The 23,621-nt window shown below is 65.5% G+C and carries 22 protein-coding genes and 1 riboswitch; of the genes, 13 read left to right on the top strand and 9 right to left on the bottom strand.

Annotation, left to right across the window (positions count from 1 at the left end; genetic code table 11):
- Positions 1-238: 238 nt before the first annotated feature.
- Positions 239-1,219 (bottom strand): glycosyltransferase, encoded by a 981-nt coding sequence (locus CSQ85_RS05680; protein ID WP_150383235.1) that lies wholly within the window; start codon positions 1,217-1,219, stop codon positions 239-241.
- A 158-nt stretch (positions 1,220-1,377) separates the two neighbouring features.
- Between CSQ85_RS05680 and CSQ85_RS05675 the strand changes: the two genes are divergently transcribed.
- The 11 genes from CSQ85_RS05675 to CSQ85_RS05625 all read left to right on the top strand — a co-directional run bounded on the left by CSQ85_RS05675 (position 1,378) and on the right by CSQ85_RS05625 (position 14,600).
- Complete coding sequence (locus CSQ85_RS05675) at positions 1,378-2,967, top strand: AI-2E family transporter (protein WP_150383234.1); 1,590 nt, start codon at positions 1,378-1,380, stop codon at positions 2,965-2,967.
- The gene (locus CSQ85_RS05670) at positions 2,967-4,190 is read left to right on the top strand and encodes a glycosyltransferase family 2 protein (RefSeq protein WP_150383233.1); all 1,224 of its coding nucleotides are present in this window, start codon (positions 2,967-2,969) and stop codon (positions 4,188-4,190) included. The genes CSQ85_RS05675 and CSQ85_RS05670 overlap by 1 nt, the downstream gene beginning before the upstream one ends.
- A 6-nt stretch (positions 4,191-4,196) precedes the next feature.
- A complete protein-coding gene (locus CSQ85_RS05665) occupies positions 4,197-5,036 on the top strand; it encodes an ABC transporter ATP-binding protein (RefSeq protein WP_150383232.1) in 840 nt (279 codons plus the stop codon).
- Positions 5,033-6,703, top strand: a complete 1,671-nt coding sequence (locus tag CSQ85_RS05660; protein ID WP_150383231.1) for an ABC transporter permease — start codon at positions 5,033-5,035, stop codon at positions 6,701-6,703. Before CSQ85_RS05665 ends, CSQ85_RS05660 begins: the two co-directional genes overlap by 4 nt.
- 81 nt (positions 6,704-6,784) lie before the next feature.
- Positions 6,785-8,218, top strand: coding sequence for a D-alanyl-D-alanine carboxypeptidase/D-alanyl-D-alanine-endopeptidase (locus CSQ85_RS05655; protein WP_223846861.1), 1,434 nt, complete (start codon positions 6,785-6,787; stop codon positions 8,216-8,218).
- Between the two features lie 72 nt (positions 8,219-8,290).
- Positions 8,291-8,863 (top strand): hypoxanthine phosphoribosyltransferase, encoded by a 573-nt coding sequence (hpt, locus tag CSQ85_RS05650; protein WP_150383230.1) that lies wholly within the window; start codon positions 8,291-8,293, stop codon positions 8,861-8,863.
- On the top strand, positions 8,860-10,956 hold the full coding sequence (ftsH, locus tag CSQ85_RS05645) for an ATP-dependent zinc metalloprotease FtsH (RefSeq protein ID WP_150383229.1): 2,097 nt from the start codon (positions 8,860-8,862) through the stop codon (positions 10,954-10,956). The genes hpt and ftsH overlap by 4 nt, the downstream gene beginning before the upstream one ends.
- Positions 10,957-10,975: 19 nt before the next feature.
- A complete protein-coding gene (gene folE / locus CSQ85_RS05640; RefSeq protein WP_150383228.1) occupies positions 10,976-11,557 on the top strand; it encodes a GTP cyclohydrolase I FolE in 582 nt (193 codons plus the stop codon).
- Positions 11,558-11,655: 98 nt separating this feature from the next.
- Complete coding sequence (gene folP, locus CSQ85_RS05635; protein WP_150383227.1) at positions 11,656-12,546, top strand: dihydropteroate synthase; 891 nt, start codon at positions 11,656-11,658, stop codon at positions 12,544-12,546.
- A gap of 21 nt (positions 12,547-12,567) precedes the next feature.
- Positions 12,568-14,067, top strand: a complete 1,500-nt coding sequence (folK, locus tag CSQ85_RS05630) for a 2-amino-4-hydroxy-6-hydroxymethyldihydropteridine diphosphokinase (RefSeq protein WP_150383226.1) — start codon at positions 12,568-12,570, stop codon at positions 14,065-14,067.
- Positions 14,064-14,600 (top strand): DUF3180 domain-containing protein, encoded by a 537-nt coding sequence (locus CSQ85_RS05625; RefSeq protein WP_150383225.1) that lies wholly within the window; start codon positions 14,064-14,066, stop codon positions 14,598-14,600. The genes folK and CSQ85_RS05625 overlap by 4 nt, the downstream gene beginning before the upstream one ends.
- A 6-nt stretch (positions 14,601-14,606) precedes the next feature.
- Here CSQ85_RS05625 and CSQ85_RS05620 read toward each other — a convergent pair whose 3' ends face one another.
- The 4 genes from CSQ85_RS05620 to CSQ85_RS05605 all read right to left on the bottom strand — a co-directional run bounded on the left by CSQ85_RS05620 (position 14,607) and on the right by CSQ85_RS05605 (position 18,695).
- A complete protein-coding gene (locus CSQ85_RS05620; RefSeq protein WP_150383224.1) occupies positions 14,607-15,509 on the bottom strand; it encodes an acyl-CoA thioesterase in 903 nt (300 codons plus the stop codon).
- Positions 15,510-15,776: 267 nt separating this feature from the next.
- Positions 15,777-17,453, bottom strand: a complete 1,677-nt coding sequence (gene ettA, locus CSQ85_RS05615; RefSeq protein ID WP_150383223.1) for an energy-dependent translational throttle protein EttA — start codon at positions 17,451-17,453, stop codon at positions 15,777-15,779.
- 445 nt (positions 17,454-17,898) lie between these two features.
- Positions 17,899-18,186 (bottom strand): hypothetical protein, encoded by a 288-nt coding sequence (locus tag CSQ85_RS05610; RefSeq protein ID WP_150383222.1) that lies wholly within the window; start codon positions 18,184-18,186, stop codon positions 17,899-17,901.
- 158 nt (positions 18,187-18,344) lie between these two features.
- A complete protein-coding gene (locus CSQ85_RS05605) occupies positions 18,345-18,695 on the bottom strand; it encodes an MFS transporter (protein ID WP_150383221.1) in 351 nt (116 codons plus the stop codon).
- Between CSQ85_RS05605 and CSQ85_RS13030 the strand changes: the two genes are divergently transcribed.
- Together CSQ85_RS13030 and CSQ85_RS05600 are read left to right on the top strand one after the other, a co-directional pair.
- Positions 18,696-18,836: a hypothetical protein gene (locus CSQ85_RS13030; protein WP_190972914.1), complete on the top strand. Its 141-nt coding sequence runs from the start codon at positions 18,696-18,698 to the stop codon at positions 18,834-18,836. It abuts the gene before it with no gap.
- A 48-nt stretch (positions 18,837-18,884) separates the two neighbouring features.
- Positions 18,885-19,325 (top strand): hypothetical protein, encoded by a 441-nt coding sequence (locus CSQ85_RS05600; RefSeq protein ID WP_150383220.1) that lies wholly within the window; start codon positions 18,885-18,887, stop codon positions 19,323-19,325.
- A gap of 127 nt (positions 19,326-19,452) precedes the next feature.
- Here CSQ85_RS05600 and ribH read toward each other — a convergent pair whose 3' ends face one another.
- The 4 genes from ribH to ribD are packed head-to-tail and all read right to left on the bottom strand — an operon-like array spanning position 19,453 to position 23,097.
- Positions 19,453-19,959, bottom strand: a complete 507-nt coding sequence (gene ribH / locus CSQ85_RS05595; protein ID WP_150383219.1) for a 6,7-dimethyl-8-ribityllumazine synthase — start codon at positions 19,957-19,959, stop codon at positions 19,453-19,455.
- Position 19,960: 1 nt separating this feature from the next.
- Entirely contained in the window at positions 19,961-21,292 is a 1,332-nt protein-coding gene (gene ribB / locus CSQ85_RS05590) for a 3,4-dihydroxy-2-butanone-4-phosphate synthase (protein WP_150383218.1), read from the bottom strand.
- 37 nt (positions 21,293-21,329) lie between these two features.
- Positions 21,330-22,001 (bottom strand): riboflavin synthase, encoded by a 672-nt coding sequence (locus CSQ85_RS05585; protein WP_150383217.1) that lies wholly within the window; start codon positions 21,999-22,001, stop codon positions 21,330-21,332.
- On the bottom strand, positions 21,982-23,097 hold the full coding sequence (gene ribD, locus CSQ85_RS05580; RefSeq protein WP_150383216.1) for a bifunctional diaminohydroxyphosphoribosylaminopyrimidine deaminase/5-amino-6-(5-phosphoribosylamino)uracil reductase RibD: 1,116 nt from the start codon (positions 23,095-23,097) through the stop codon (positions 21,982-21,984). Before ribD ends, CSQ85_RS05585 begins: the two co-directional genes overlap by 20 nt.
- A gap of 182 nt (positions 23,098-23,279) precedes the next feature.
- A riboswitch (FMN riboswitch) is annotated at positions 23,280-23,406 on the bottom strand.
- Positions 23,407-23,621 lie beyond the last annotated feature (215 nt).

The raw sequence follows: 23,621 nt of genomic DNA, 5'->3' as shown, positions 1-23,621 counted from the left end.
ATACGCGAATGGGCGGCGAATCCCCGTTGTGGGACTCGCCGCCCATTCATTTACCGCACCGAAAATACGCTGGTGGGGAACTACCCCTCAGGCCGCTTCGCGTCCAGCTCGTCCTGCAATTACGGACGCGCTGCGCGCGCGTTCTGCTGGCTCGCCTGTCGACTCGCACGTTGCCTACAAACAGCTTCCGCTGTTTGTTTCACGGCAACGTCCTGACAAGGGGAGCCGAGGGATGCGACTACTTGCCGTGGTGCTCGCGTTTGGATTTCTCGGCCCGCTCGGCCTTCTCCTCGCGTTCCTCGTGCTTCTCGTCGTAGACCTCGTCGGTGGGGGTCTCGTCGTAGAGCTCGTGGCCCTCCTTCTCGGCGAGCTCCATCTGCTCGTTGATCCACGCGGCCTCGGCCGGGTTGATGTCGGCCGTGTTGAGCACCTTCTGCCACACCGGGTAGAACAGGTGCATCGCGGGGTACATGGCCGTGAACAGGATCTCCGGCTTGTGCTTGCGCCAATGCTGCGGGTGCGCGTCGAACGTGTTCCTGAACCGGCGCATGTAGTTGAGGAACGAGCTCAGCGACGTGTCCATGCGACGCGCGCTCATGCCGGCGATCATGCGCGGCGAGTACACGGTCTTGAGCCCCTTGCCGATCAGATGCAGGGAGATGTCGATGTCCTCGTGCATCACGTCGGCCTTGTCCCGGCACACCTCGCCGGCGATCTCATGCCATGCGGAGGCCCGCAGCGCCATGTTCGAGCCGAACAGCAGCGGCTGGCCGCCGTCCGCGCGGTAGATGCGCTTGCGGATCGAATTGTCGCCCTTGAGTCCGAAATGGCGTGACGGCATGTCGTAGTACATCACAGGGCCGGTCGCGCCCATCGCGTTCGGGTCCTCGGTGAAGATGCCGGAGACGACCTCGACCCAGTCGGGTTTGATCATGCAGTCGGCGTCGAAACGACCGAGCACGTCGCCGGTCGCGTGGTCGAGACCGTAGTTGCGCGTGGGGATGAGGCCCTGCTCCGCGTTCTGATGCAGCAGTTTGATCGGGGCCTCGGGATGCTCCTTCATGAAGCGTTCGACCACTTGGCAGGTATCGTCGGTGGAGCGGTTGTCAACCACCAGCACCTCGTAGGGCATCACGGTCTGCCGGATCGTGTTGAGCAGACAGTCGGCGATGCGTTCGGACTCGTTCCAGGCCGGGATGACGATCGAGACGTTCAGCATGCCTTCAGAATAAATGAGCGGGTATACACCCGTCGTCCGCGTCCGGTCCGCGGTCCGGTCCGCATCCATCGCCGAGGCGGGCTATTGCGCAGTCCCGCCGCGACTGACCACCGACCAGGCTATCGGCGGCATCGCACCCGTCGCTACAATGGGGAGCCATGAGTCAAAGCGCGCGCGAATATGGCAGCGATACCAGTGGCACCAGCGGTGCCGGCAGCACCAGCGACACCGCGGACACCGAACAGCGGTGGGACTTCGGCACCCTGTTCCCGGCCAAGGGCGATCCCCGCAGACCCCCCGAATGGTTCGGGCGAGGCCTGCTGTACATCGCCATCGCGATCGTCGTCTTCGCCTTCTGCTGGCGGTCGTGGGGCCAGATCTCCTATCTGGTGCTCGACATCATCATCTCCCTGTTCCTGGCGCTCGCGGTCGAGCCGATGGTGATCTCGCTCGTCAGACACGGCTGGAAGCGCGGCGTCGCCTCCGCGTTCGCGCTGACCGTGGTCGCGATCGTCATCATCGTGCTGCTGTCGCTATTCGGCAGCATGTTCGTCCAGCAGATGATCGCCATGGTCAACGGACTGCCGGCCATGTACGAGCAGATCCGCGAATACGTGGGCCAGTACGCCACGTTCGAGCTGCCGGAGATCGGCAACCTCGGCTCCGAGATCCTCAAGAACATCCAGACCTCGTGGGTGACCGACTTCGCGGGCACGGCGATGAGCACGGTCGGCGGGCTGTTCTCCTTCCTGCTCAACCTGATGACCGTCGTGATGACGACGTACTACATCTCCGCCGCCGGCCCGAAGCTGCGCCGCTCCTTCTGCCAGTGGCTGGCGCCCAACATGCAGCGCCGGTTCCTCCTGGTGTGGACCGTCGCGCAGGACCAGATCTCGTCGTTCCTGTTCTCCCGTTCGATCCTCGCGGTGCTCAACGCCGCATGCACCGCCATCTTCCTCGAGGTGCTCAAGGTGCCGTACTGGCTGCCTCTCGCCCTGTTCTGCGGTGTGGTCTCCCAGTTCATCCCGACGGTCGGCACGTACATCGGCGGCGCCCTGCCGGTGCTGTTCGCGCTGGGCAGCCGCGGCTGGGTGTACGCCGTGGCCGTGCTCGTGTTCATCATCATCTACCAGCAGATCGAGAACCTGATCCTCTCGCCGAAGATCTCGCAGCGCACGATGGACATCAACGCGGCGCTCGCGTTCCTTGCGGTGCTTGCCTTCGGCTCGGTCTTCGGCGCGCTGGGCGCGTTCCTCGCCCTGCCGGTGACGGCCTCGTTGCAGGTCATCTTCCGCGCCTACACGCGCCGGTACGAGCTGGTCGACTCCCCGCTCATGTCCGATCCGGCGCCCGCGAAGAAGTCGAAGGTCGTCGAGGCGTCCGAGGCGTTCAGCGAGCACGTCCTCCACCCGATCGGGGATCACATGCCGCGCGCCGCCAGAGGCTCGACGAACCGCGTGCCGATGAACGACGAGATCCGCCGCCTGCAGGACGAGCTCTACGCGATCCCGTCGGACGGCTCGGACGGCTCGCGCGACGCGCGCGGTTCGCGTCGCGGCGAGGACGACGACTCCGCCACCGTGGCGATCCCCAAGGGCGTGCTGGGCGGCGTCGACAACGCCGGCGCCGGGGACGGGAGGAGCGGGACCGCCGGACTGGCCGGCGTCGAGCCGGAATCCGCCCCGGAGCCCAAGTCCGATCCGGAGCCCAAGCCCGCGTCCGACAACCCCCGTGCGGGGTGGCGCTGATGGTCCTGCTCACCGTACTTGACGTCCTCATGTTCGTCGTCGGCGGCGTCGGCATGATCTACCAGATCGCATGCGTCGTCATGTCCCTGTTCTCCAAGCCCGTGCGATTCCCCGACGCGCCGATGGACAAGCGCTACGCCGTCCTCATCTCCGCGCGCAACGAGGAGCAGGTCATCGGCAACCTCATCGGCTGCATCCGCGAGCAGACCTACCCGGCCGAGCTCATCGACATCTGGCTTGTGGCCGACAACTGCACCGACAACACCGCCGATCTGGTCCGATCGCTCGGATGCCACGTCGTCGAACGCCACAACGACAAGCTGATCGGCAAGGGATACGCGCTGACCTACCTGCTCGACCACATGATCGACGCCGGCCTGTCCGACACGTACGACGCCTACTTCGTCTTCGACGCCGACAACCGACTCGACCCCCACTACTTCGAGGAGATGAACAAGGCGTTCCACTCCGGGTTCAGGATCCTCACCAGCTACCGCAACTCGGTGAACCTCAACGACAACTGGGTGTCCTCCGGCTCGGCCCTGTGGTTCATCCGCGAATCGAGGTTCCTCAACAACTCGCGCATGCTCTTCGGCTCCAGCTGCCATGTGGGCGGCACCGGGTTCATGTTCTCCAAGGAGGTCATGAAGCGCAACAAGGGCTGGAAGTTCCACCTGCTCACCGAGGACCTCGAGTTCACGATGGACTCCGTGCTGCACGGCGACCGGGTCGGCTACTGCGGCACCGCGATCCTGTACGACGAGCAGCCCGTCACCTTCGCCCAGAGCTGGCGCCAGCGCCTGCGCTGGAGCAAGGGCTTCCTGCAGGTGTTCCGCTTCTACGGCCCGTACCTGATCCGCCGCGCCGTGCGCGAACGCGACTTCTCGGCCGTCGACTTCACGCTGCTGCTGTGCCCGTTCACCGTGCTGACCGTGTTCCGCGTCGCCCTCGGCATGCTGTTCGCCGCGTTCGGATTCGTCACCTGGCAGAGCCAGATCGGGGCCATCACGAGCTGGGCGAACGGCATCGTGCTCGCCGTGCTCGGCATGATGGGGCTCGCCGCGCTGACGATCGTGGCCGAACGCGACCAGATCGGTGCCACCAACAAGGAGCTGTTCGCCTACGTGCTGAGCTTCCCGATCTACATGCTCTCCTACGTGCCGATCTCCTTCCAGGCGATCTTCTCCAAGGCGCAGTGGAAGCCGATCCAACATAAGGGGTGAAAGACCATGCAACTTCCTCCCGTGCCCTATGACCCTCATGCGGCGGTGTCGATCCGCGGCCTCGTCAAACGCTTCGGCACGAAGACCGCCGTCGCCGGGCTGTCCCTCGACATCCCGGTCGGATCGTTCTATGGTCTGGTCGGACCGAACGGAGCGGGCAAGACCACGACGCTCAACATGGTCACCGGCCTGCTTGCCCCGGACATGGGCGGCGCGTCGATCTTCGGCGTCGACGTGTGGCGCGACGTCAACGTGGCCAAGCGCATGATCGGCGTGATGCCGCAGCAATCACAGATCTTCGACCGGCTCACCGGCCTGCAGCTGCTCGTGTATGCGGGCATGCTGCGCGGCATGAGGCGCGCCGAGACCGTCGCCCGTGCGCGCGACCTACTCGCCGCGTTCGACCTCGTCGATGCGGCCGACAAGATGGTCGTCGACTATTCGACCGGCATGGTCAAGAAGATCTGCCTCGCCTCGGCCATGATCCACAGCCCGCGTCTGCTCGTGCTCGACGAGCCGTTCGAATCGGTCGATCCGGTCTCCAGCGCGAATCTGAAGGACATCCTCGCCGAATACGCGGCCACCGGCGGCACCATCATCATCTCCTCCCACGTCATGGCTCTGATCGAACGGATGTGCACGCATGTGGCGGTCATCAACCAGGGAAGCGTGTGCGCGGCCGGCACCGTCGCCGAGGTCGCTGCCGGCGCGGACCTCGAGGATCGCTTCCTTCAACTGGTCGGAGGTCGGCACGCCGCGGCCAGACTCGACTGGCTCGATGGTTCGGGCAATCCCTCCGGCGGCACCGGTCCGGCGGTCACGCAGGGGGCGAGGGCGGAACGATGAACGAGATCGCCGCGATCGTCCGCCTGCGTTGGCTGCTCACCCTGTCCGCGCTGCGCCGTTCCGTTCTGCAGACCGTGGGATTCGCGTTGGCGCTGACCATGGGCGTCGGCGCGGTGGTGGTCATGATCGTGCTGGCCGTGCTGCTGGGAATGCCGAGGCCGGCATCGCACGCCTATTTCCTGCTCGGATTGAACTCCGTGATCGTCATGATCGGCTCGATCGGGATGCTGTTCGCCATCGTCATCCAACTGATGCTCATCGGCGAAGGGTCCGCGATGACCCCGCAACGGTTCGAACTGTACGGCATTGGCGATTCCCGTCTGCAATGGGCGCTGCTCGCCGCCGGATTGTCCGGACCGGTTTCGATCATCGCCGCGGCGGCCCTTGTCGCCCTTGCGTTCATCTACCGTCAGCTCGGCTGGATCGTCGTGCTCGTCGGCATCGTATCGGCGCTGTTCGTCGTCATTACGACCGTGTGCTGCGCGAAGATGGTCCTATCGCTCGTTACCACGCTCGTTACCACGGTGCGCGGCAAGACGCTGTTCTACCTTGTCGTCATCGTCCTGTTCATCGCGCCGCTCCAGCTGTCGTCGTTGCTGCCCACCGGTGCCGTTGCGGCAGACGACGTCCCGGCATCCAATCCGCTTGATACCGGCGACATACCGTACGCCGGATCGGCCCGGCTGCTCTCGTTCACCCCGTTCGGTGCCGCCTTCCGACTGCCGTTCGACGTTGCTACCGGCGCATGGGCGCCGCTGCTGATCCACCTGGCCATCCTCGCCGCCACCTGGACGATCTGCTTCCGCGTCTCCACTTGGTGTCTCGGACGCCAGCGTCTGACGCGCGGAGCCGACACGTCCAGCAAGGTCAAGGCCGGACTGGGCGATTTCTCCCATATGCCGGACAGCGTGTCCGGAGCCGTCTCCGCGCGACTGTTCACCTATCTCAAACGCGACCCGCGTCAGGCCATGTTGTTCGTCATGCCGATCATCCTGGTTGCCGCATGCCTTGTTCAGTCGCGTGCCATGGGCGGTTCGTTCATGGCATGGCAGTCGCTCACCTGGCTGGGAGTGTTCATGATGATGGTCGAGGGCAACGGCATCGCCTATGACGGCACCGGTTTCGCCATGGAGGTGATCTGCGGTGTGCGGGGAGGGGATGACCGTCTCGGCCGTGTGCGCGTGCTCGCGGCGTTCGCCGTCATCTACCTGTTCGTGCTCGCCGTCCTGCTGTTTGCGATCACCGGCGACTGGCGCACGCAGGCGGGGATCGCGATGGGACTGGGCTGTCTGGCGGTCGGCATCGGCGTGGCGTTCGCCTCGCTCGGACTGGCGGAGATCGTCTCGACCGTCCTGCTCTACCCCGCGCCCGACATCGATCGCCCCTTCTCCTCGCCGCAGGGACGCGCCGTCGCGCAGGGCGTGTTCCCGTTCGTGCACATGTTCGGCACGGTGCTCGTCATGCTGCCCGCCGGCATCGTCGCACTCGTCACGCTCGTCATGCACACGTTCGGCGCTCCGGGCGCCACGATGGCCATCGCCGTGGCCGCGCTGGTGAACGGAACGGGTGCGCTCGCGCTCGGTACATGGCTTGGCGGTAAGCTGTTGGATGCGCGCGCGGTCGGCATCCTCGGCACGTTGGACGAGTTCGCCTCCCTGCAGAAGTAGAGGAAGCGGCAGCAGGACCGTACGCCGCGCGGCAAGTCATGTATGCGTGTCCCGGAACGCGGGGGCGCGGAAGGGGGCGGAATGAGTCGGAGCAACGGCCGGCGGACGGGCCATCGCGTCGCGGTGTGCACCACCTGCGTGGTCCTGATGCTCGCGCTGGGCATCGGCTACACGGCGGCGGACGTCACGGACGTCGCGCCGGGCCTGCTCACCTTGCGCGACGCCACCGTACGCCGGTACCCCGATCCCGCGACCGCCCGCGCCGCCGCCCAGGTGTCGGGGAAGGTGAACCTCGACGCCGACGTGGACAAGGCCAAGGTCGCCCAGCTCATCGACGAACTCGGCAAGGCCGAGGGCATGGGCACCGACTTCTCCGTCGCCGTGGCCGACGGCAACGGGCGCGTGATCGCCGAACACGAGTCGACCACCGCGCGCGAACCCGCGTCCACCACCAAGACGCTGACCGCCTACGCCGCGGCGAGCACGCTGGAGATGGGCGGCACGCTCGACACCGAGGTCTACCTGACCCGCACCGGCTCCGACCCCACGATCGTGCTCAAAGGCAACGGCGACATGCTTCTCGGGGCGGGGCAGAGCGACCCCACGCACATCAACGGGCGCGCCGGGCTCGCCACCCTCGCCGACCGGACCGTCGCCGCGCTCAAGGCCGAAGGCGTCGACCACGTCGCGCTCGCGACGGACGACTCCCTGTTCGGCGACGACCGCACGCCGGCCAACATCATCGAGAACAACGCCGAACACCGCTACTACACGGCCCTCGCCTCGATGGCGATCGACGGCGGGCGCGACTGGACCGGCCTCGAAAGCCAGGACAAGGACTCCTTCACCGAATACCCGGTCCTGTCCGAGCATCCCGCCGCCGACGCCGCGAACGTGTTCAGGACGCTGCTGACCGAGCGCGGCATCACCGTCACCGACTCCACCGACGTGACCGGGCAGCGCACCGACAACCGCATCGCCTCGGTCAGCTCCGCGCCGCTCAACGAGGTCATGGCGTTCATGCTGCGCCACTCCGACAACACGCTGGCCCAGCTCTTCGGCCGGCTCACCGCGCTGAAACTCGGCACCGGCAACTCCATCGCCGGCGACTCCAAGGCCGTCGAGACGGTGCTCAAGGAGCATGGGATCACCACGGACGGACTCGTGCTGAGCAGCTGTTCCGGGCTCGCCCCCGGCACGCGCCTGACCGCGGACACCCTCGTCCAGGTGCAGTCGAGGCTCGTCGAACCGTCCGACCCGGCCGCGGCCGCGCTCGAGGGCCTGTCGGTGCCGGGACTGGTCGGCACCGCCCGCACCCGCGTGGCTGACGACTCCACCCGTGGGCTCATCCGCGTCAAGACCGGTTCGCTCGAAGGCGTGCGCTCGCTGGCCGGCAGCGTCTCGCTCGCCGGAGGCGGGGTGCTCGCCTTCGCGGTGATCGTCAACAACGTCCCCAACGCGTGGTCCGCCAACAAGGCGATCGACCAGTTCGCCGCAGGACTCGCGAAACTCTGACGTCCCCGAACCGCGAAATACTCTGAATTCATTCAGGTTTCGCTCAGAAACACGTCATTCGCGTGTGCCAAGATGGTGGGCATGCGAATCGCTGACGTACAAGACGACATCGACCACGAGCTGGTCAGCAAAGAAGAGATCCAGGGCATCATCAACCATGCCGCCGCGCAGGCAAGCGAGGACTACCGCGGCAAGAATCCGTTGGTCATCGCCGTGCTCAAGGGCGCGGTGAACACGATCGCCGCGTTCTCGCAGGCGCTGTCCATCCCGTGCCAGCTTGATTTCATGAGCCTGTCGAGCTACGGCTCGGGCACCGAATCGAGCGGAACCGTGACGATCCGTCAGGATCTGTCGACCGATGTTCGCGGTCGGCACATTCTGATCGTCGAGGATATTATCGATTCAGGCCATACGCTCGCGTGGCTGGTCGGGGAGCTGAAGCGCCGCGGGGCCGCATCGGTCGAGATCTTCGCGTTGCTCGAGAAGCCGGCCCGCCGCGAGGTGGATGTGCATGTGAAGTACAAGGGCCGTGAGATCCCCGACGAGTTCGTCGTCGGATTCGGTCTGGACTACGACGAGCGTTACCGCAACCTCGATTCGATCGCGGTGCTGAAGCCGTCGGTATATCAAGGAGAACAGGCATGAGCTTCCCTCAGGGGCCGGGGCAGCCGAACAACCCGAACAACGGGAACGGCAACCCGTTCAACAACCCGTTCCGTCGCAACGGCAATGACGGCAACGGGAACAACCGCGGCGGCAAGGGCAACGGGAACGGCAACAGGCCGTTCTGGCAGTCGCCGTGGCTGTGGGGCGCGGTGATCGTCGTGATGGTCGCGCTGATGTTCCAGATGTTCACGGGCACCGGCACGCAGACCATCGACACGAAGGACGGCCTGCAGCTGCTCAAGAACGGGCAGGTCGACTACGCCAAGATCGTCGACAACAAGCAGAAGGTGACGCTCGACCTCAAGGCCGACTACACCAAGAAGGACCCCGACACCGGCAAGGACCACAACTACGGTCAGAAGGTGCAGTTCTACTACACGTTCGCGCAGGGTCAGGATATCCTCAAGGCCGTCGAGAACGCGGAGCCCTCCAAGGGCTGGAGCGCCGACATCGAGCAGACGAGCATGATGAGCTACCTCATCAGCTCGATCCTGCCGTTCATCATCTTCTTCGCCCTGTTCTGGTGGATGATGAGCCGCATGGGCGGCGCCGGCGGCATGCTCGGCATGGGCGGCAAGAAGAACAACGGCAAGCTGCTCGAAGGCCAGACCCCGACCACCAAGTTCTCCGACGTCGCCGGCGAGGATGAGGCCCTGGCCGAGGTCGAGGAGATCAAGGACTTCCTCAAGGACCCGTCCAAGTACAAGGCGCTCGGCGCGCGCATCCCGCGCGGCGTGTTGCTGTACGGCCCTCCGGGTACCGGTAAGACGCTGCTCGCGCGAGCCATCGCCGGCGAGGCGGGCGTGCCGTTCTACGCGATGGCCGGTTCCGACTTCGTCGAGATGTTCGTCGGCCTCGGCGCCTCCCGCGTGCGTGACCTGTTCGACGAGGCGAAGAAGAACGCCCCGGCCATCATCTTCATCGACGAGATCGACGCCGTCGGCCGCAAGCGCGGTTCCGGCATGGGCGGCGGCCACGACGAGCGCGAGCAGACCCTGAACCAGCTGCTCGTCGAGATGGACGGCTTCGACAACGACACCAACTTGATCATCATCGCGGCCACCAACCGCCCCGACGTGCTCGACCCGGCCCTGCTGCGTCCGGGCCGCTTCGACCGTCAGGTCGGCGTCGCCGCCCCGGACCTCGAAGGCCGCGAGGCGATCCTCAAGGTTCACGCCAAGGGCAAGCCGTTCGTGCCGGACGTCGACCTGCACATGGTCGCCGTGCGCACGCCGGGCTTCACCGGCGCCGACCTCGCCAACGTGCTCAACGAGGCGGCCCTCCTGTGCGCCCGCGCCGGCGCCCAGCTGATCGACAACCGCGCCATCGACGAGGCGATCGACCGCGTCCAGGCCGGCCCGAAGCGCAAGTCGAAGGGCATGGCCCTGGACGAGCTGCGCAACACCGCGTACCACGAGGGCGGCCACGCGCTCGTCGCCGCCGCGCTGCACAACACGGACCCGGTCACCAAGGTGACGATCCTGCCGCGTGGCCGCGCGCTCGGCTACACCGCCGTGATGCCGACCTCCGACCGCTACTCCCAGTCGCGCAACCAGCTGCTCGATCAGATGGCGTACGCGATGGGCGGCCGCACCGCCGAGGAGATCGTGTTCCACGACCCGACCACCGGCGCGTCCAACGACATCGAGAAGGCGACGAAGATCGCCCGCACGATGATCACCCAGTACGGCTTCTCCGCGAAGCTCGGCGCCATCAAGTGGGCCGATGACGACGATCAGGGCTCGGACCTCAACGGCATCGGGCCGCACAAGTACTCGAACCAGACCGCCGAGATCATCGACGAGGAGGTGCTGAAGCTCGTCGAGACCGCGCACACCGAGGCGTGGAAGATCATCAACGACAACCGCGACATCCTCGACGAACTCGTCCGCCAGCTGCTCGTCAAGGAGACGCTGAACGAGAAGGAACTGGCCGAGATCTTCGCGCCGATCAAGAAGGCCCCGGTCCGTCAGGTGTGGCTGTCCGACGACCAGCGCCCCGACTCGGACCGCCCGCCGGTCGAGATCCCCGAATCGCTCAAGCGCTCGGTCGGCATGAAGCCGGGCGAGTGACGGGGCGAGTGATCGAGCGATGACGAACCCGGATTACCGCGGTTACGACGAGGAGGGAGTGCGCCAAGCCGTGCGCCTCTTCCTCACATCCATCGGCGAGGACCCCGATCGCGAGGGGCTCGTGGAGACACCGGACCGCATCGCCCGGGCCTGCCGCGAACTGTTCGCCGGTCTCGGCTCCTCGCCCGCGCAGGTGCTGGAGAAGCATTTCGACGTGGACACCGACGAGCTCGTGCTCGTCAAGAACATCGAGCTGTATTCGGTGTGCGAGCATCATCTGCTGCCGTTCCACGGCGTCGCCCACGTCGGGTACATCCCCGCGAAGGACGGTGTGATGGGGCTGAGCAAGCTCGCCCGGCTCGTCGAGGTGTATGCGCGCCGTCCGCAGGTGCAGGAGCGCCTCACCCAGCAGATCGCCGACGCGCTCGTCGAATACGCGGGCGCGCGCGGCGTGATCGTCGTCACCGAATGCGAGCACCTGTGCATGTCGATGCGCGGCATCAAGAAATCCGAGGCGCGCACGGTCACCTCGGCCGTGCGCGGGCTGCTGCGCAATCCCGCCACTCGTTCGGAGGCGATGAGCCTCATCATGAGCCGGTGAGGGCGCGCCGCACAGTCGGCCGAGGTGACGGCCGAATCATCGCAAGCTGTGAATCGCAATCACACTCGATCGCACGCAATCATACGAAGGGGGACATCATGGTTGATCTGCGGGCATTGCACGATACCGATCGCACGCTGGTGATGGGCGTGCTCAACATCACCGAGGATTCCTTCTCGGACGGCGGGCTCTGGCTCGACCCGGTCGCGGCTGCGAACCATGGGCGGGCCATGGCCAACGCCGGCGCCGACATCATCGACATCGGCGCCGAATCCACACGCCCCGGCGCCAAGCGCGTATCCGAAGCCGACGAACTGGCGCGCATCACCGGCGCGGTCAAGGCGCTTGCCCCCACCGGAGTGACGCTGTCCATCGACACCACGCGCGCATCGGTCGCGAAGGCCGCGCTCGACGAGGGCGCGCAGATCATCAACGACGTCTCCGGCGGCACGCTCGACCGCGAACTGCAGCACGTCGTCGCCGATCACGACTGCCTCTACATCGTGCAGCACTGGCGCGGCTGGCTCGCCGGATCCCACGGCGCAACCCCCGACGCCGATACCTCGCACTACGAGCACGGCGTGCTCAACGACGTGCGCGACGAACTCATGCGTCAGGTCGACGACGTGCTCGCCGCCGGCGTCGAACCGGAGCGCGTGATCATCGATCCCGGCCTCGGCTTCTCCAAACCCGGCATCGAACACAATCTGCCGCTGCTCGCGGGACTTGACGCGTTCCGCGCCACCGGGTATCCGGTGCTCATAGGACAGTCCCGCAAACGTTTCGTCACCGCGATCCTCGCCGGGGCGGGCATCGACGGCGAGGACGGGGCCGGCCCCGATATGGCGGCGCGAGACGACGCCACCGCGGCGCTGAGCGCGCTCGCCGCCGAGCACGGCGCCTGGGCGGTGCGCGTGCACGACGTGTCGAAATCCCGTGCCGCCGTGGCCGTGGGCGATGTGTGGCGCCAGTACGCGAATCGAAAGTAAGTAAAGGAATTCGGTAACCCGATGGACATCATCCGACTGACCGGCGTGCGTGCGAACGGCACGCACGGTGTGCTCGACTTCGAACACGAACGCGCGCAGCCGTTCATCGTCGACGCCACATTGCATCTCGATCTGGCCCGTGCCGGTCGTACCGACGCGCTCGGTGACACCGTCGACTACGGGAAGGTCGCCGCGGCCATCGTCGACGTCATCGAAGGCGATCACGTCGATCTCATCGAGAAACTCGCGCAGGACATCGTCGACAGGGTGTTCGCGGTCGATACGGCGATCCGCGAGGTCGAAGTCACCGTGCACAAGCCGCACGCGCCGATCACCGTGCCGTTCGACGACGTGGCCGTCACGATCGATCGCACCCGCGAATTGGCCGTGTCTGCCTCGGATGTGTCCGCTGTGTCCGCATCGGCTGTGTCCGCCGCGTCGGACAGCGTCCATCGCGCGGTGATCGCGCTCGGCGGCAATCAGGGCGATGTCGAATCGACGTTGCGCGACGCCGTGCGCCGCATCGACGCATTGGACGGCACGCAGGTCATCGGGGTCTCGCCGCTGTATCGCACCGCCGCATGGGGCATGCCCGACGGCACGTCCGATTTCCTCAACGCCGTGGTCGAGGTGACGACCACGCTTGACGCGGCCGGCCTGTTGCGGGAGCTGTCGCACATCGAGGCCGATCACGGGCGCACGCGTGACACGCACTGGTCCGATCGCACGCTCGACCTCGACATCATCGATTACGACGGCGTCGAATCGGACGATCCGACCCTGACCCTGCCGCATCCGCGCGCATGGCAGCGGGCGTTCGTGCTCGTGCCGTGGGCGGCGTTGGACCCCAAGGCCGATCTGCCCGGCATCCACGGCGGTCCGGTGTCCGAGCTCGCCGAAGGGCTGCTCGCCGAATCCGATCCGGACACGCCGCCGGTCGAACTCGTCGCGAAGGATTGGATGAGCGTCGCGTCGACGACGATGCCGGCCGAACGGGTGCCGGAGGCCATTCCACAGCCTGCCGCTCAGGGGGACGGCGCGATGATCCCCAGCAAGGCCGTGATCTCGATGGACTCGACCTCCGCCGACGCCGAACGGCTGTTCCGCGAGGCGATCGTCTCGCTCGAGGGCATCCCCGGCAATCAGGTCGAAGGCATCTCGCCCCTCTACCATGTGAGCAACTTCGACGGCCCCGACGCGATGTCCGCGGTCATCCAGATCGAGACCAGACTCGGCGCGCGAGCCCTGATCAGCGCGCTCGACGCCATCGGACGGTCGCATGACGACGCCGTCGACCTCGATCTGGTCGACATGGAGGGCGTCGAATCGGACGAACCCGACTGCCGCGTGCCGTGGCCCTCCGCGCGCGAACACGCCTCCGTGCTCGCCCCGTGGATGGACATGGACCCGAACGCCACGCTCGGCGGCGACCCGGTGTCGTTCCTGTTGGCGATGGCGCCCGATGCGGCGCGCGTCGGCATGCTGTCCGACAACTGGATTCTGGGAGGTGCCGTCCGATGAGCGCGAAACGCACGCCTTGGTGGCAGCCGGCCCTCGCCCTCGCGTTGGGCGCGGTCGCCGGAGCCGTCGTCGCGGAGCTCGGCGAACGCTTCAACCTCACCCTGATCGGCGCGCCGTGGTTCGTCGCGGCGCTATTGATCGCGATCGGCATTCTCGTGCTGGTGCTCGCGCTGAACGTGCATAAATACGCCACCACGGACCCGCGCAAACGTCCCAGCACCTTCATCAATCCGCGGCTCGCGTTCGACACGCTGGTGCTCTCCAAGGCGCTCGCGCTGGCCGGTGCGATGCTCGCCGGATGGTATGGCGGCCAGATCATCCCCACCATCGGGCACATCGAGGCTGACTTCTACTCGCAGGCGGTGCTGGAATGTGCGGTGACGGCCGTGGTCTGCCTGATCGACATGGTCATCGGACTGGTGGGGGAGTGGCTGTGCCAGCTGCCGCCCACCGAAGGCCCGGAGAATCCCAAGATGAAGCGGGCCGAGCGGGAACGCGGCGTCGCCCCCGCCGCCGCCAAGACCGTGCGCTAGCGCGACTCAGTCGCGCGGCACGCGGATCATCGCTTCCTGCGCGATCGCCGCGACCAGTTCGCCGTCCTGTGAATACACCTTCGCGAGGCCCAGTCCGCGGCCGTGCGCGGCGGTCGGCGTGTCCTGCACGTACAGATGCCACTGGTTGATGTCCACGTCGCGGTACCACCACATCGAATGGTCGATCGACGCATAGGAGATGCCGGGCGTCGAGATCGACAGGCCGGCGCGACGCAGCACCGGCTCCATCATCACCTGATCGCAGCCGAGCGCCAGCATCGCGCGGTGCATGAGCTGCGGCACGTCGACCTCGCCATCGGCCTTCATCCACACCATCTGCCGTCCGGAATCGGCGGCGGCCGACTCCTTGTCCGGGCCCAGCATGATCGTGCGCGTGATATGGCGGATGTCGAACGGCGACTTCTTCACGTAATAGTTCGCGAACGGCGACTTGCCGGCGTACGGCTCCATCAGCTCCTTCGCGCTGGTGAGCGACTCCGGGTCGGGCAGGTCGGACGGCATCGGATCGGCGAACTCCACGCCGGACTGCCCCTCGACCTGGAACGAGGCGATCGCCGTGAGGATCGCCCCCTCGGCCTGCGTCACGTTGACGCGGCGCGCGGAGAAGGAGCGCCCGTCGCGCAGCTTCTCGACGTCGAACAGCAGATCCTGACGGATGTCGCCGGGAGCCACGAAATACCCGTGGATCGAATGCGGCAGACGGTTGAGCGGCACCGTCTTGGCCGCGGCCATCAGCGACTGCGCGATGACCTGGCCGCCGTAGACGCGGCCTGTGGGGAAGTAGAGGCTCTCGCCGTTGACGTACGTGTGGTTGCGATAATCCGAGGGCTTGCCCAGTTTGAGCACCTTCACCAGATGCTCCAGCGGCGTCAAGGTGTCATCGGTCATGTTCTCCCCCTGATGTACTTGCTCGGTTCACTGTCGTTTGCTCATACTGTAGCGACGGGGCGTTACCCGTGCCGGAGGCGATTGTTACGAGCGTATGTGCAACGTGAACATCGGGTTATCGCGCAATGGTAACGCGGATATGGTAAGGGCCTTCCTCCGGCCGTCGGCGGTTATCCGCGGCGGAGAAAGGCCCGATAATTCCGGCCCCCTCTGACGAGGGGGCTGTCAGCGAAGCTGACTGGGGGAGAGAAAGCCGGTATGCATGTACTAGCGCGTCAGCTTCCTGTGCAGGCGGTGCGGGCGAGCCGCATCCTCGCCGAGGCGGGCGACGCGGTTCTCCTGGTACGCCTGGAAGTTGCCCTCGAACCAGTACCACTTGGCAGGGTTCTCGTCATCGCCCTCCCACGCGAGGATGTGCGTGGCGACGCGGTCGAGGAACCAACGGTCGTGGGAGATCACGACGGCGCAGCCGGGGAAGCCGAGCAGCGCGTTCTCGAGGCTCTCGAGCGTCTCGACGTCGAGGTCGTTGGTGGGCTCGTCGAGCAGCAGCAGGTTGCCGCCCTGCTTCAGGGTCAGGGCCAGGTTCAGACGGTTGCGCTCGCCGCCGGAAAGCACGCCGGTGAGCTTCTGCTGGTCGGAGCCCTTGAAGCCGAAGCTCGCCACGTAGGCGCGGGTCGGCACCTCGACGCCGGCCACCTCGATGAAGTCGAGACCGCCGGAGACCGCCTCCCACAGGTTCTTGTTCGGGTCGAGGCCCTCGCGGTTCTGGTCGACGTAGCTGATCTTGACGGTGTCGCCGATCTTCAGCTCGCCGCTGGTGAGCGGTTCCAGACCGACGATGGTCTTGAACAGCGTGGACTTGCCCACGCCGTTCGGGCCGATCACGCCGACGATGCCGTTGCGCGGCAGCGTGAAGGACAGGTCGTCGATGAGCACGCGGTCGCCGAACGCCTTGTGGATGTGCTTGGCCTCGAGCACCAGCGAACCCAGACGCGGGCCGGCCGGGATCTGGATCTCGGAGAAGTCGAGCTTCTTGTTGTTGCGGGCCTCGGCCTCCATCTGGTCGTACCTCTCCAGACGGGCCTTGTTCTTGGCCTGACGGGCCTTCGGCGAGGAGCGCACCCAGTCGAGCTCGTCCTTGAGACGCTTGGCGAGCTTGGCGTCCTTGGCGCCCTGGATCTCCATACGCTTGGCCTTGGTCTCCAGATACGTGGAGTAGTTGCCCTTGTACGGGTACAGGTGGCCGCGGTCGACCTCGCAGATCCACTCGGCCACGTTGTCCATGAAGTAACGGTCGTGGGTGACGGCGATGACGGCGCCCTTGTACTGGTGCAGGAACTGTTCCAGCCACAGGATCGACTCGGCGTCGAGGTGGTTGGTGGGCTCGTCGAGCAGCAGCAGGTCCGGGGCCTCGAGCAGGAGCTTGCACAGGGCCACACGGCGGCGCTCGCCGCCGGAGCACACGGAGACCGGGGTGTCCGGGTCCGGGCACTGCAGGGCGTCCATCGCCTGATCGAGCTGGGAGTCGAGATCCCAGCCGTTGGCGGCGTCGATCTCGGTCTGGAGCTTGCCCATCTCCTCCATCAGCGCGTCGAAGTCGGCGTCCGGGTTGGCCATCTCCTCGCCGATCTGGTTGAAGCGGGCGACCTTCTCCGCGATCGGGCCGAACGCCATCTTGATGTTCTCGCCGACGGTCTTGGTGTCGTCCAGCGGCGGCTCCTGCTGCAGGATGCCGACCGTGTAGCCGGGGGTGAGCGTGGCCTCGCCGTTGGAGACATGCTCGATGCCGGCCATGATCTTCAGGAGCGTGGACTTGCCCATGCCGTTGGGGCCCACCACGCCGATCTTCGCGCCCGGCAGGAAGCTCAGCGTCACGTCATCGAGGATGACGCGGTCGCCGAACGCCTTGCGGGCCTTGATCATTTGGAACACGAATTCTGCCATGAGGTGCAGTCACTCCTTAAAAATGTTGGAATTCCGCCGTTTCTTTGGTTCGTGCATGCAGATTGACACACGATTGACGGTCGCCGTCCGTAGGTCGCGTTGCCGTCATCTCGCCTTGTCGTCCGCTTCCATGCGGCGCGCGTCCGCATAGCGGCCGATTTCATGCCAAACCACCGCCTACCATGGTAACGGAAGGGCTGGAATGGCGGGGGTGTGACTGTCGGCGGCGGGGTGCCGTACGTTTGCCCGGGTGTTTTGTGGTTGTATCCGGGCAAACGTACGTTAACAGATACCTACCGTACGTTTATCCGGAAGAGATGAAGGAATACCCGGACGGACGGACGCCCATAGCCGGGGTTGTCTTTGAAACAATACAAGGGCTCGCCCAAAGAGAATCCAGTCGATGTAAGGTAATGGCGAATCAGCGAAATGGAGGAACCGTGAATCATGCGACGGGAGGTTCCCCCCGCAGCAGCAGATTGCGGATGGGGCATACGTTGATGCCGTGATCGATGTATGGGGTGTCGATTCGCATGGCAACCGTGCGGTTCGTTTCCGGAACGTTCAGCAATGTGCCAACCGATCGTAGATGCCTTGCGAACCTGTCATGGTACATGCGCCCGGATTTGATCTCGATGAGTTCCGGCTTGGTTTGGGAATGCGTGCAGTCGATATACCATAACATTGCTGTAGCCATTGCCATAATATTGAATATTGCTGTAGCCATTGCCATAATATTGCTGTAGTCGATGCCAAAAGTCTGCTTTAGTGTTTGCTGCGTCTCTGCAGGACGGCCGATGGGACGGCTTATGATGCGGTTTGACGAAGTGCGCGCTCGCGCCGTATCGCAGCGGGCATCGGGCAGATTGACGGTGCCAGACGAATCGGAGATCAGAGGTCATGCGGCTCATGCGGTGATGCCGCCACTGTCAATCGTGTGGGTTGTGCTTGCGCGAGATCGCTGCTACGGCGGTGGTTGTGATCGCGATGACGAGCGACGAAGATGCCGCGCCATCCGAATATCGCGGTGACGGCGCCGCCGACGACGGGGCCGAACGGCACGCCCAGCGTGCCCGCGATGGCCCATGCGGTCATCGCGCGCGACAGTTCGCCTCCGCGGAACATGATGCTCAGCAGGGCCTGCCCCATCGGTATGACGATGCCGGCTCCTGCGCCCATGATGCCGCGGGCGGCGAGCAGCACGGGGATGTTGCCGGCGAACTGCCGGAAACCCTGATGCACATGCCGGGCGATCTGGGCCGGGCCGCCATCATCCGCGACATGCGGCCGCTCTCGGAATCGGACATCGGCGCCGTCGTGGACGAGCTGTTTCTGCCGTTGGTGCGCTATTACGAAGCTCAGGGCGGCGATACGATGGAGTGACGAGTAACCGGAGCGGGAAGCGGAAACAAGACTGGCGAAATGGGGCGCATGAAACCGATCGGACAGGTGGAACCGTCGAAGCGGAGGACGGCGGTCATCTCCGGGGCGGAGAGCGTGGTGTGCTTCCTCGGGTGGGTGGTCGTCTTTGCTTTGGGGGCTGATCGTCCCGTGCCACCGGGGTTCTGGAAGCTGGTCGTGCTGGTCGGGGTATTGATGGTCGTCCAGTTCCTGTATGTGCGTCGGCTGTTGGCGGACATGCTATTGGCGCAACCGACGTTGCGCCGTAACGAGGTGATGTTCGCCGTGGCGGGTGTGTCGCTCGCCGTCCTGACGGGATGGTGGTGGCATACGGATTTCACCGGAATGGCCGGCGTCGTCTGGCTTGTGGTGGTGACCGTGGTCGGACTCGTGTACGGCACCGTGCTATGGGCGGTGAACCGTACGTTCGCCCGGGTGTTTTGCGGTCGTATCCGGGCAAACGTACGTTGACGGGCACTCACCGTACGTTTGCCCGGAAAGGATGGGGGAATATCCGGGCGAACGTACGCCTAGGACCGGATTCCCGTTGGGGTCGGTCATGGGCGTACATCTACGTCGGTTACGTCGGCTATGCCAATCACTCGCCGTCGCCGATGGCGCGCAGTACGTTGATCATCTCGATGGCGCCGAGCGCGCAGTCGAAGCCCTTGTTGCCGGCCTTGGTGCCGGCGCGTTCGATGGCCTGTTCGATGTTCTCGGTGGTGATCACGCCGAAGAGCACCGGCACGTCGGAGCTCAGCGACACCTGTGCGATGCCCTTCGCGGTCTCGTTGCATACGAGGTCGTAGTGAGAAGTGGAGCCGCGGATGATCGCGCCGAGGCAGATTACCGCGTCGTAGCGGCCGGTCGACACCATGCGCTTGGCCGCGATCGGGATCTCGAACGAGCCGGGCACCCACGCCACGTCGATGTTCTCGTCGGCCACGCCGTGACGGCGCAGACCGTCCTGTGCGCCAGACAATAGCTTCGAGGTGATGAACTCGTTGAAACGGGCGACGACGATGCCGATGCGGATCGGCGCGTTCGCTGCGCTTTCGGTGAGGGTGGTGGTGTTCGCGACCAGCTGGCCTTCGAATACGGTCATGTCAGTTCTCCTTGGTGATTGTTGCAGTGGTGGTTGTGGTGGTTGTGGCGGTCGCGGGGACGCCCAACAGGTGTCCCATGCGCCGTTGTTTGGTGGACAGGTAGTTCGCGTCGAACGCGTTCGGCGGGATGACGATCGGCACGCGGGATGCGACGGTGACGCCGGCACGTTCCAGCTGACCGATCTTGTCCGGGTTGTTCGTCATCAGGTCGACGGATACGATGCCGAGATCGCGCAGCATGGCCGCCGCCGTGTCATACTCGCGTGCATCGGCGGGGAAGCCGAGCTTCAGATTCGCGTCAAGCGTGTCGAAGCCCTGCTCCTGCAGCTCATACGTGCGCAGCTTGTTAAGGAGTCCTATGCCACGACCCTCCTGGCTTAAGTAGAGGATCACGCCGCGGCCCGAATCGGCCACGCGACGCATCGCCTCGTGCAGCTGCGGACCGCAGTCGCAGCGCTGGGATCCGAACACGTCGCCGGTCATGCACTGCGAGTGGATGCGGCACAGCACGGGCGGGATCGCCGCCGCCGTATCTGATGCGCCGGACGCGTTTTCCGTGTCGGCCATCGCGGCGAGGATGTCGTCGCCCATCACCAGCTCCACATGCTCGCCGCCGTCCTCGGATTCATAGCCGACCATTGTGAACCGTCCGTAGTCGGTGGGCAGATCCACCTGTGCGACGCGACGCACCACGCTCGGGAACGCGTGCGTGCGCCGGTACTCCTGCAGCTGGGCGATGGTGATGTACGCGAGATCGTGCTCGGCGGCGAACCGTTCGAGATCGCCGCGTCGCATCATCGTGCCGTCCTCCTTCATCATCTCGCAGCACAGGCCGCACGGCTCGAATCCGGCCAGCCGGGCCAGATCGACGGTCGCCTCGGTGTGTCCGTTGCGTTCCAGCACGCCGCCTTCGCGCGCCACCAGCGGGAACATGTGCCCGGGGCGGCGGAAGTCCTCCGGCCGCGTATTCGGGTCGATGCAGGCCAGTGCGGTCAGCGAACGGTCGCGCGCGCTGATGCCGGTGGACGTGGTCACATGGTCGATGGACACGGTGAACGCCGTGTGATGGTTGTCCGTGTTCGTGGCGACCATCGGCGGCAGTTCGAGTCGCGATGCCAGCTCGGCGCTCATCGGCGTGCAGATGAGCCCCCGGCCGTGCGAGGCCATGAAGGCGATGTTGCTCGGCGTGGCGTGGCGGGCGGCGCAGATGAGGTCGCCCTCGTTCTCGCGTCCCTCGTCGTCCGCCACGACGACGATGCGTCCCGCCCGGATGTCGCGGATCGCGCGTGCCACCTGATCGGTATTCGTCTGATCGGTGTTCGATGAAGTCATATTGTGTCCTTTGTCTGTGAAGAGGTTCGTGCGCATGTCAAAATCCGTGTTCGATGAGGAAGTTCTCGGTGATCGCTCCGGAACATCCTGCGCCGTCACTGACGGTGGCCCCGTGTGCCGGCATCGTGAGCAGACGATCCACGTATTTCGCGATCGGATCGGTTTCGAGATTGACGGTGTCGTCGACGCCGCGCTCGGCAAGCACCGTGCGCGAGGCGGTATGCGGGATGAGGGAGACGCCGAATGCGGTCTCCGTCACGGTCGTCACCGTCAGACTGATGCCCTCGACGGCGATCGACCCCTTCTCGGCGATGAACCGCATGAGCTCGTACGGCGCGCGGATCGTATAGACCTTCGCGATGCCGTCGGGCGTGATCGACTCGATCACGCCGGTGCCGTCGATGTGCCCGGAGACGATGTGTCCGGAGAAACGGCCGTCGGCGGGCATCGCTCGCTCCACATCGACATGGTCGCCGCGCCGTAAGGTTCCGAGGGAGGAGCGGCGCAGCGTCTCGTGCATCACGTCCGCGGTGAACGCCGTGCCCTGTACGGCCGTCACGGTCAGGCACACGCCGTTGACGGCGATACTTTCGCCGATGGCCGTCCGGTCGGTCACCGCCACCGGCGAGTCGACGGTCAGATGGGCGAAATCGGCGCCGCGATCCAATCGCACGACCGTGCCCAAATCCTCAACGATTCCCGTGAACATACTCGACACCTCCCTCGATGACGATGTCGCTGCCCACCGTGGCGACGGTGCGATCGATGATGCGGAAGGCGTCATCGGGAGCCTCGACCCCCTCGCCGCCCACCGGGCCGGGGGCGTTTCGTCCGCCGAACAGCTTCGGCGCGACGTAGGCGCTCACCTTGGACACCACATGATCTCGCAGCGCCGACCACGCCAGCGTTCCGCCGCCCTCGATCATCACGCTGTCCAATCCATGCTCGCCGAGTGCCCTCACGATCCCGGCGACGCTCACGTGACCGTCATCGTCAGCGTCCACGCGAAGGATCTCGCATCCGGCCTCACGGTAGGGGAGCGTACGCCGTTCATCGTCGACCGTCGTGGCGATGATCGTCGGCGTCTCGCGCGCGGTGGCGACGATCATCGCGTCGATCGGCGTGCGCAAATGGGTGTCGCACACCACGCGCACCGGATCGTGACCGCCGCCGATGCGGCAGGTGAGCTGCGGATCGTCCGCCAGCACGGTGCCCACGCCCACCATGATCGAGGCGAACCTGCCGCGATCCTCGTGCACGCGGCGGCGCGCATCCTCGCCGGTGATCCAACGGGACAGACCCGTCGAGGTGGCGATGCGGCCGTCCAGCGTCATCGCGTATTTGAGCATGACGAACGGCGTGCGCGTGGTGATGGCATGCAGGAAGATCTCGTTGAGCCGGTCGCATTCGTCCCGCAATACGCCTTCGACGACCTCGATGCCGGCGTCGCGCAGCTGATTCACACCCTTGCCGGAAACCAGAGGATTCGGATCGGGGGAGCCGACCACCACGCGGGCCAGTCCCGCATCGATGAGCGCCTTGGAGCACGGCGGCTGCTTGCCGGTATGGCAGCAGGGCTCCAACGTGACGTAGATGGTGGCGCCGCGAACGTCGACGCCCGCCCGTTTCGCGGCCTCGAATGCGGCGCGTTCGGCATGCCAGCCGCCGAAATGGTCATGATGGCCGGTGGCGATGATCTCGCCATCTCGTACGATGACGGCGCCCACCATCGGATTCGGGTTGACTCTGCCCGCTCCGAGCCGTGCGTGGCGCAGCGCCACGGACATGAAGTCCCTATCGTCCATGAATCCCCTTTCGCTCGATAGGGCATGTCCAGGGGTTCATGGGAAGGCTGACGCGAGCGGTATGCCGGACCATGCCCTCGCGCGGCCCCGAAAACGCGAAAACCCTGGATTCCAAAGGAATGCCAGGGCGTCGTCAAAGGGGCCGCGCAAGGGCATGCCGATACATGCGCATGCTCGCACCGCCGCAACTTCTTCCATCCAGACTATGACTGTCGGTACCGGAATCTCACCGGTTCGGCCCCTCAATCGCTCGCGAGGCTAGCGGACTGTACCGCCGATCGGGAATTTCACCCTGCCCTGAAGATGCTTGTTCAATTAGCGATTCCTGAACGTACAAGGCCGGCGGGACAGGTTTGTACGGCAATCTCAGGATGCGGACCATCGCGATGCATCAGGACGATGGGCGTCCACGATGGACGAGTCATGCCGGATGCGGTGATCATTCTGGCCAAGTTCGGCATCGGGGCGAGCTGGCTCGGTGTCGACGGCATATCTTGATGGCAGGTTGCCGGATTGCCGTACGT

It is taken from the genome of Bifidobacterium rousetti, from assembly GCF_008698235.1.
GTDB lineage: Bacteria > Actinomycetota > Actinomycetes > Actinomycetales > Bifidobacteriaceae > Bifidobacterium > Bifidobacterium rousetti.
The sequence above is the reverse complement of the archived record's forward strand: the minus strand, read 5'-3'. Positions and strand labels throughout refer to the sequence as shown.

Excerpts from the sequence above, each read along its gene's own strand:
- CSQ85_RS05655 (WP_223846861.1), top strand. The coding sequence starts at position 6,785 with ATGAGTCGGAGCAACGGCCGGCGGACGGGCCATCGCGTCGCGGTGTGC.
- CSQ85_RS05600 (WP_150383220.1), top strand. The coding sequence starts at position 18,885 with ATGAAACCGATCGGACAGGTGGAACCGTCGAAGCGGAGGACGGCGGTC.
- CSQ85_RS05670 (WP_150383233.1), top strand. The coding sequence starts at position 2,967 with ATGGTCCTGCTCACCGTACTTGACGTCCTCATGTTCGTCGTCGGCGGC.
- ribH (WP_150383219.1), bottom strand. The coding sequence starts at position 19,959 with ATGACCGTATTCGAAGGCCAGCTGGTCGCGAACACCACCACCCTCACC.
- CSQ85_RS05660 (WP_150383231.1), top strand. The coding sequence starts at position 5,033 with ATGAACGAGATCGCCGCGATCGTCCGCCTGCGTTGGCTGCTCACCCTG.
- CSQ85_RS05665 (WP_150383232.1), top strand. The coding sequence starts at position 4,197 with ATGCAACTTCCTCCCGTGCCCTATGACCCTCATGCGGCGGTGTCGATC.
- hpt (WP_150383230.1), top strand. The coding sequence starts at position 8,291 with ATGGTGGGCATGCGAATCGCTGACGTACAAGACGACATCGACCACGAG.
- ftsH (WP_150383229.1), top strand. The coding sequence starts at position 8,860 with ATGAGCTTCCCTCAGGGGCCGGGGCAGCCGAACAACCCGAACAACGGG.
- ettA (WP_150383223.1), bottom strand. The coding sequence starts at position 17,453 with ATGGCAGAATTCGTGTTCCAAATGATCAAGGCCCGCAAGGCGTTCGGC.
- CSQ85_RS05675 (WP_150383234.1), top strand. The coding sequence starts at position 1,378 with ATGAGTCAAAGCGCGCGCGAATATGGCAGCGATACCAGTGGCACCAGC.
- ribB (WP_150383218.1), bottom strand. The coding sequence starts at position 21,292 with ATGACTTCATCGAACACCGATCAGACGAATACCGATCAGGTGGCACGC.
- folK (WP_150383226.1), top strand. The coding sequence starts at position 12,568 with ATGGACATCATCCGACTGACCGGCGTGCGTGCGAACGGCACGCACGGT.
- CSQ85_RS05680 (WP_150383235.1), bottom strand. The coding sequence starts at position 1,219 with ATGCTGAACGTCTCGATCGTCATCCCGGCCTGGAACGAGTCCGAACGC.
- CSQ85_RS13030 (WP_190972914.1), top strand. The coding sequence starts at position 18,696 with ATGCCGGGCGATCTGGGCCGGGCCGCCATCATCCGCGACATGCGGCCG.
- CSQ85_RS05625 (WP_150383225.1), top strand. The coding sequence starts at position 14,064 with ATGAGCGCGAAACGCACGCCTTGGTGGCAGCCGGCCCTCGCCCTCGCG.
- CSQ85_RS05610 (WP_150383222.1), bottom strand. The coding sequence starts at position 18,186 with ATGGCAATGGCTACAGCAATATTCAATATTATGGCAATGGCTACAGCA.
- folP (WP_150383227.1), top strand. The coding sequence starts at position 11,656 with ATGGTTGATCTGCGGGCATTGCACGATACCGATCGCACGCTGGTGATG.
- ribD (WP_150383216.1), bottom strand. The coding sequence starts at position 23,097 with ATGGACGATAGGGACTTCATGTCCGTGGCGCTGCGCCACGCACGGCTC.
- folE (WP_150383228.1), top strand. The coding sequence starts at position 10,976 with ATGACGAACCCGGATTACCGCGGTTACGACGAGGAGGGAGTGCGCCAA.
- CSQ85_RS05585 (WP_150383217.1), bottom strand. The coding sequence starts at position 22,001 with ATGTTCACGGGAATCGTTGAGGATTTGGGCACGGTCGTGCGATTGGAT.
- CSQ85_RS05620 (WP_150383224.1), bottom strand. The coding sequence starts at position 15,509 with ATGACCGATGACACCTTGACGCCGCTGGAGCATCTGGTGAAGGTGCTC.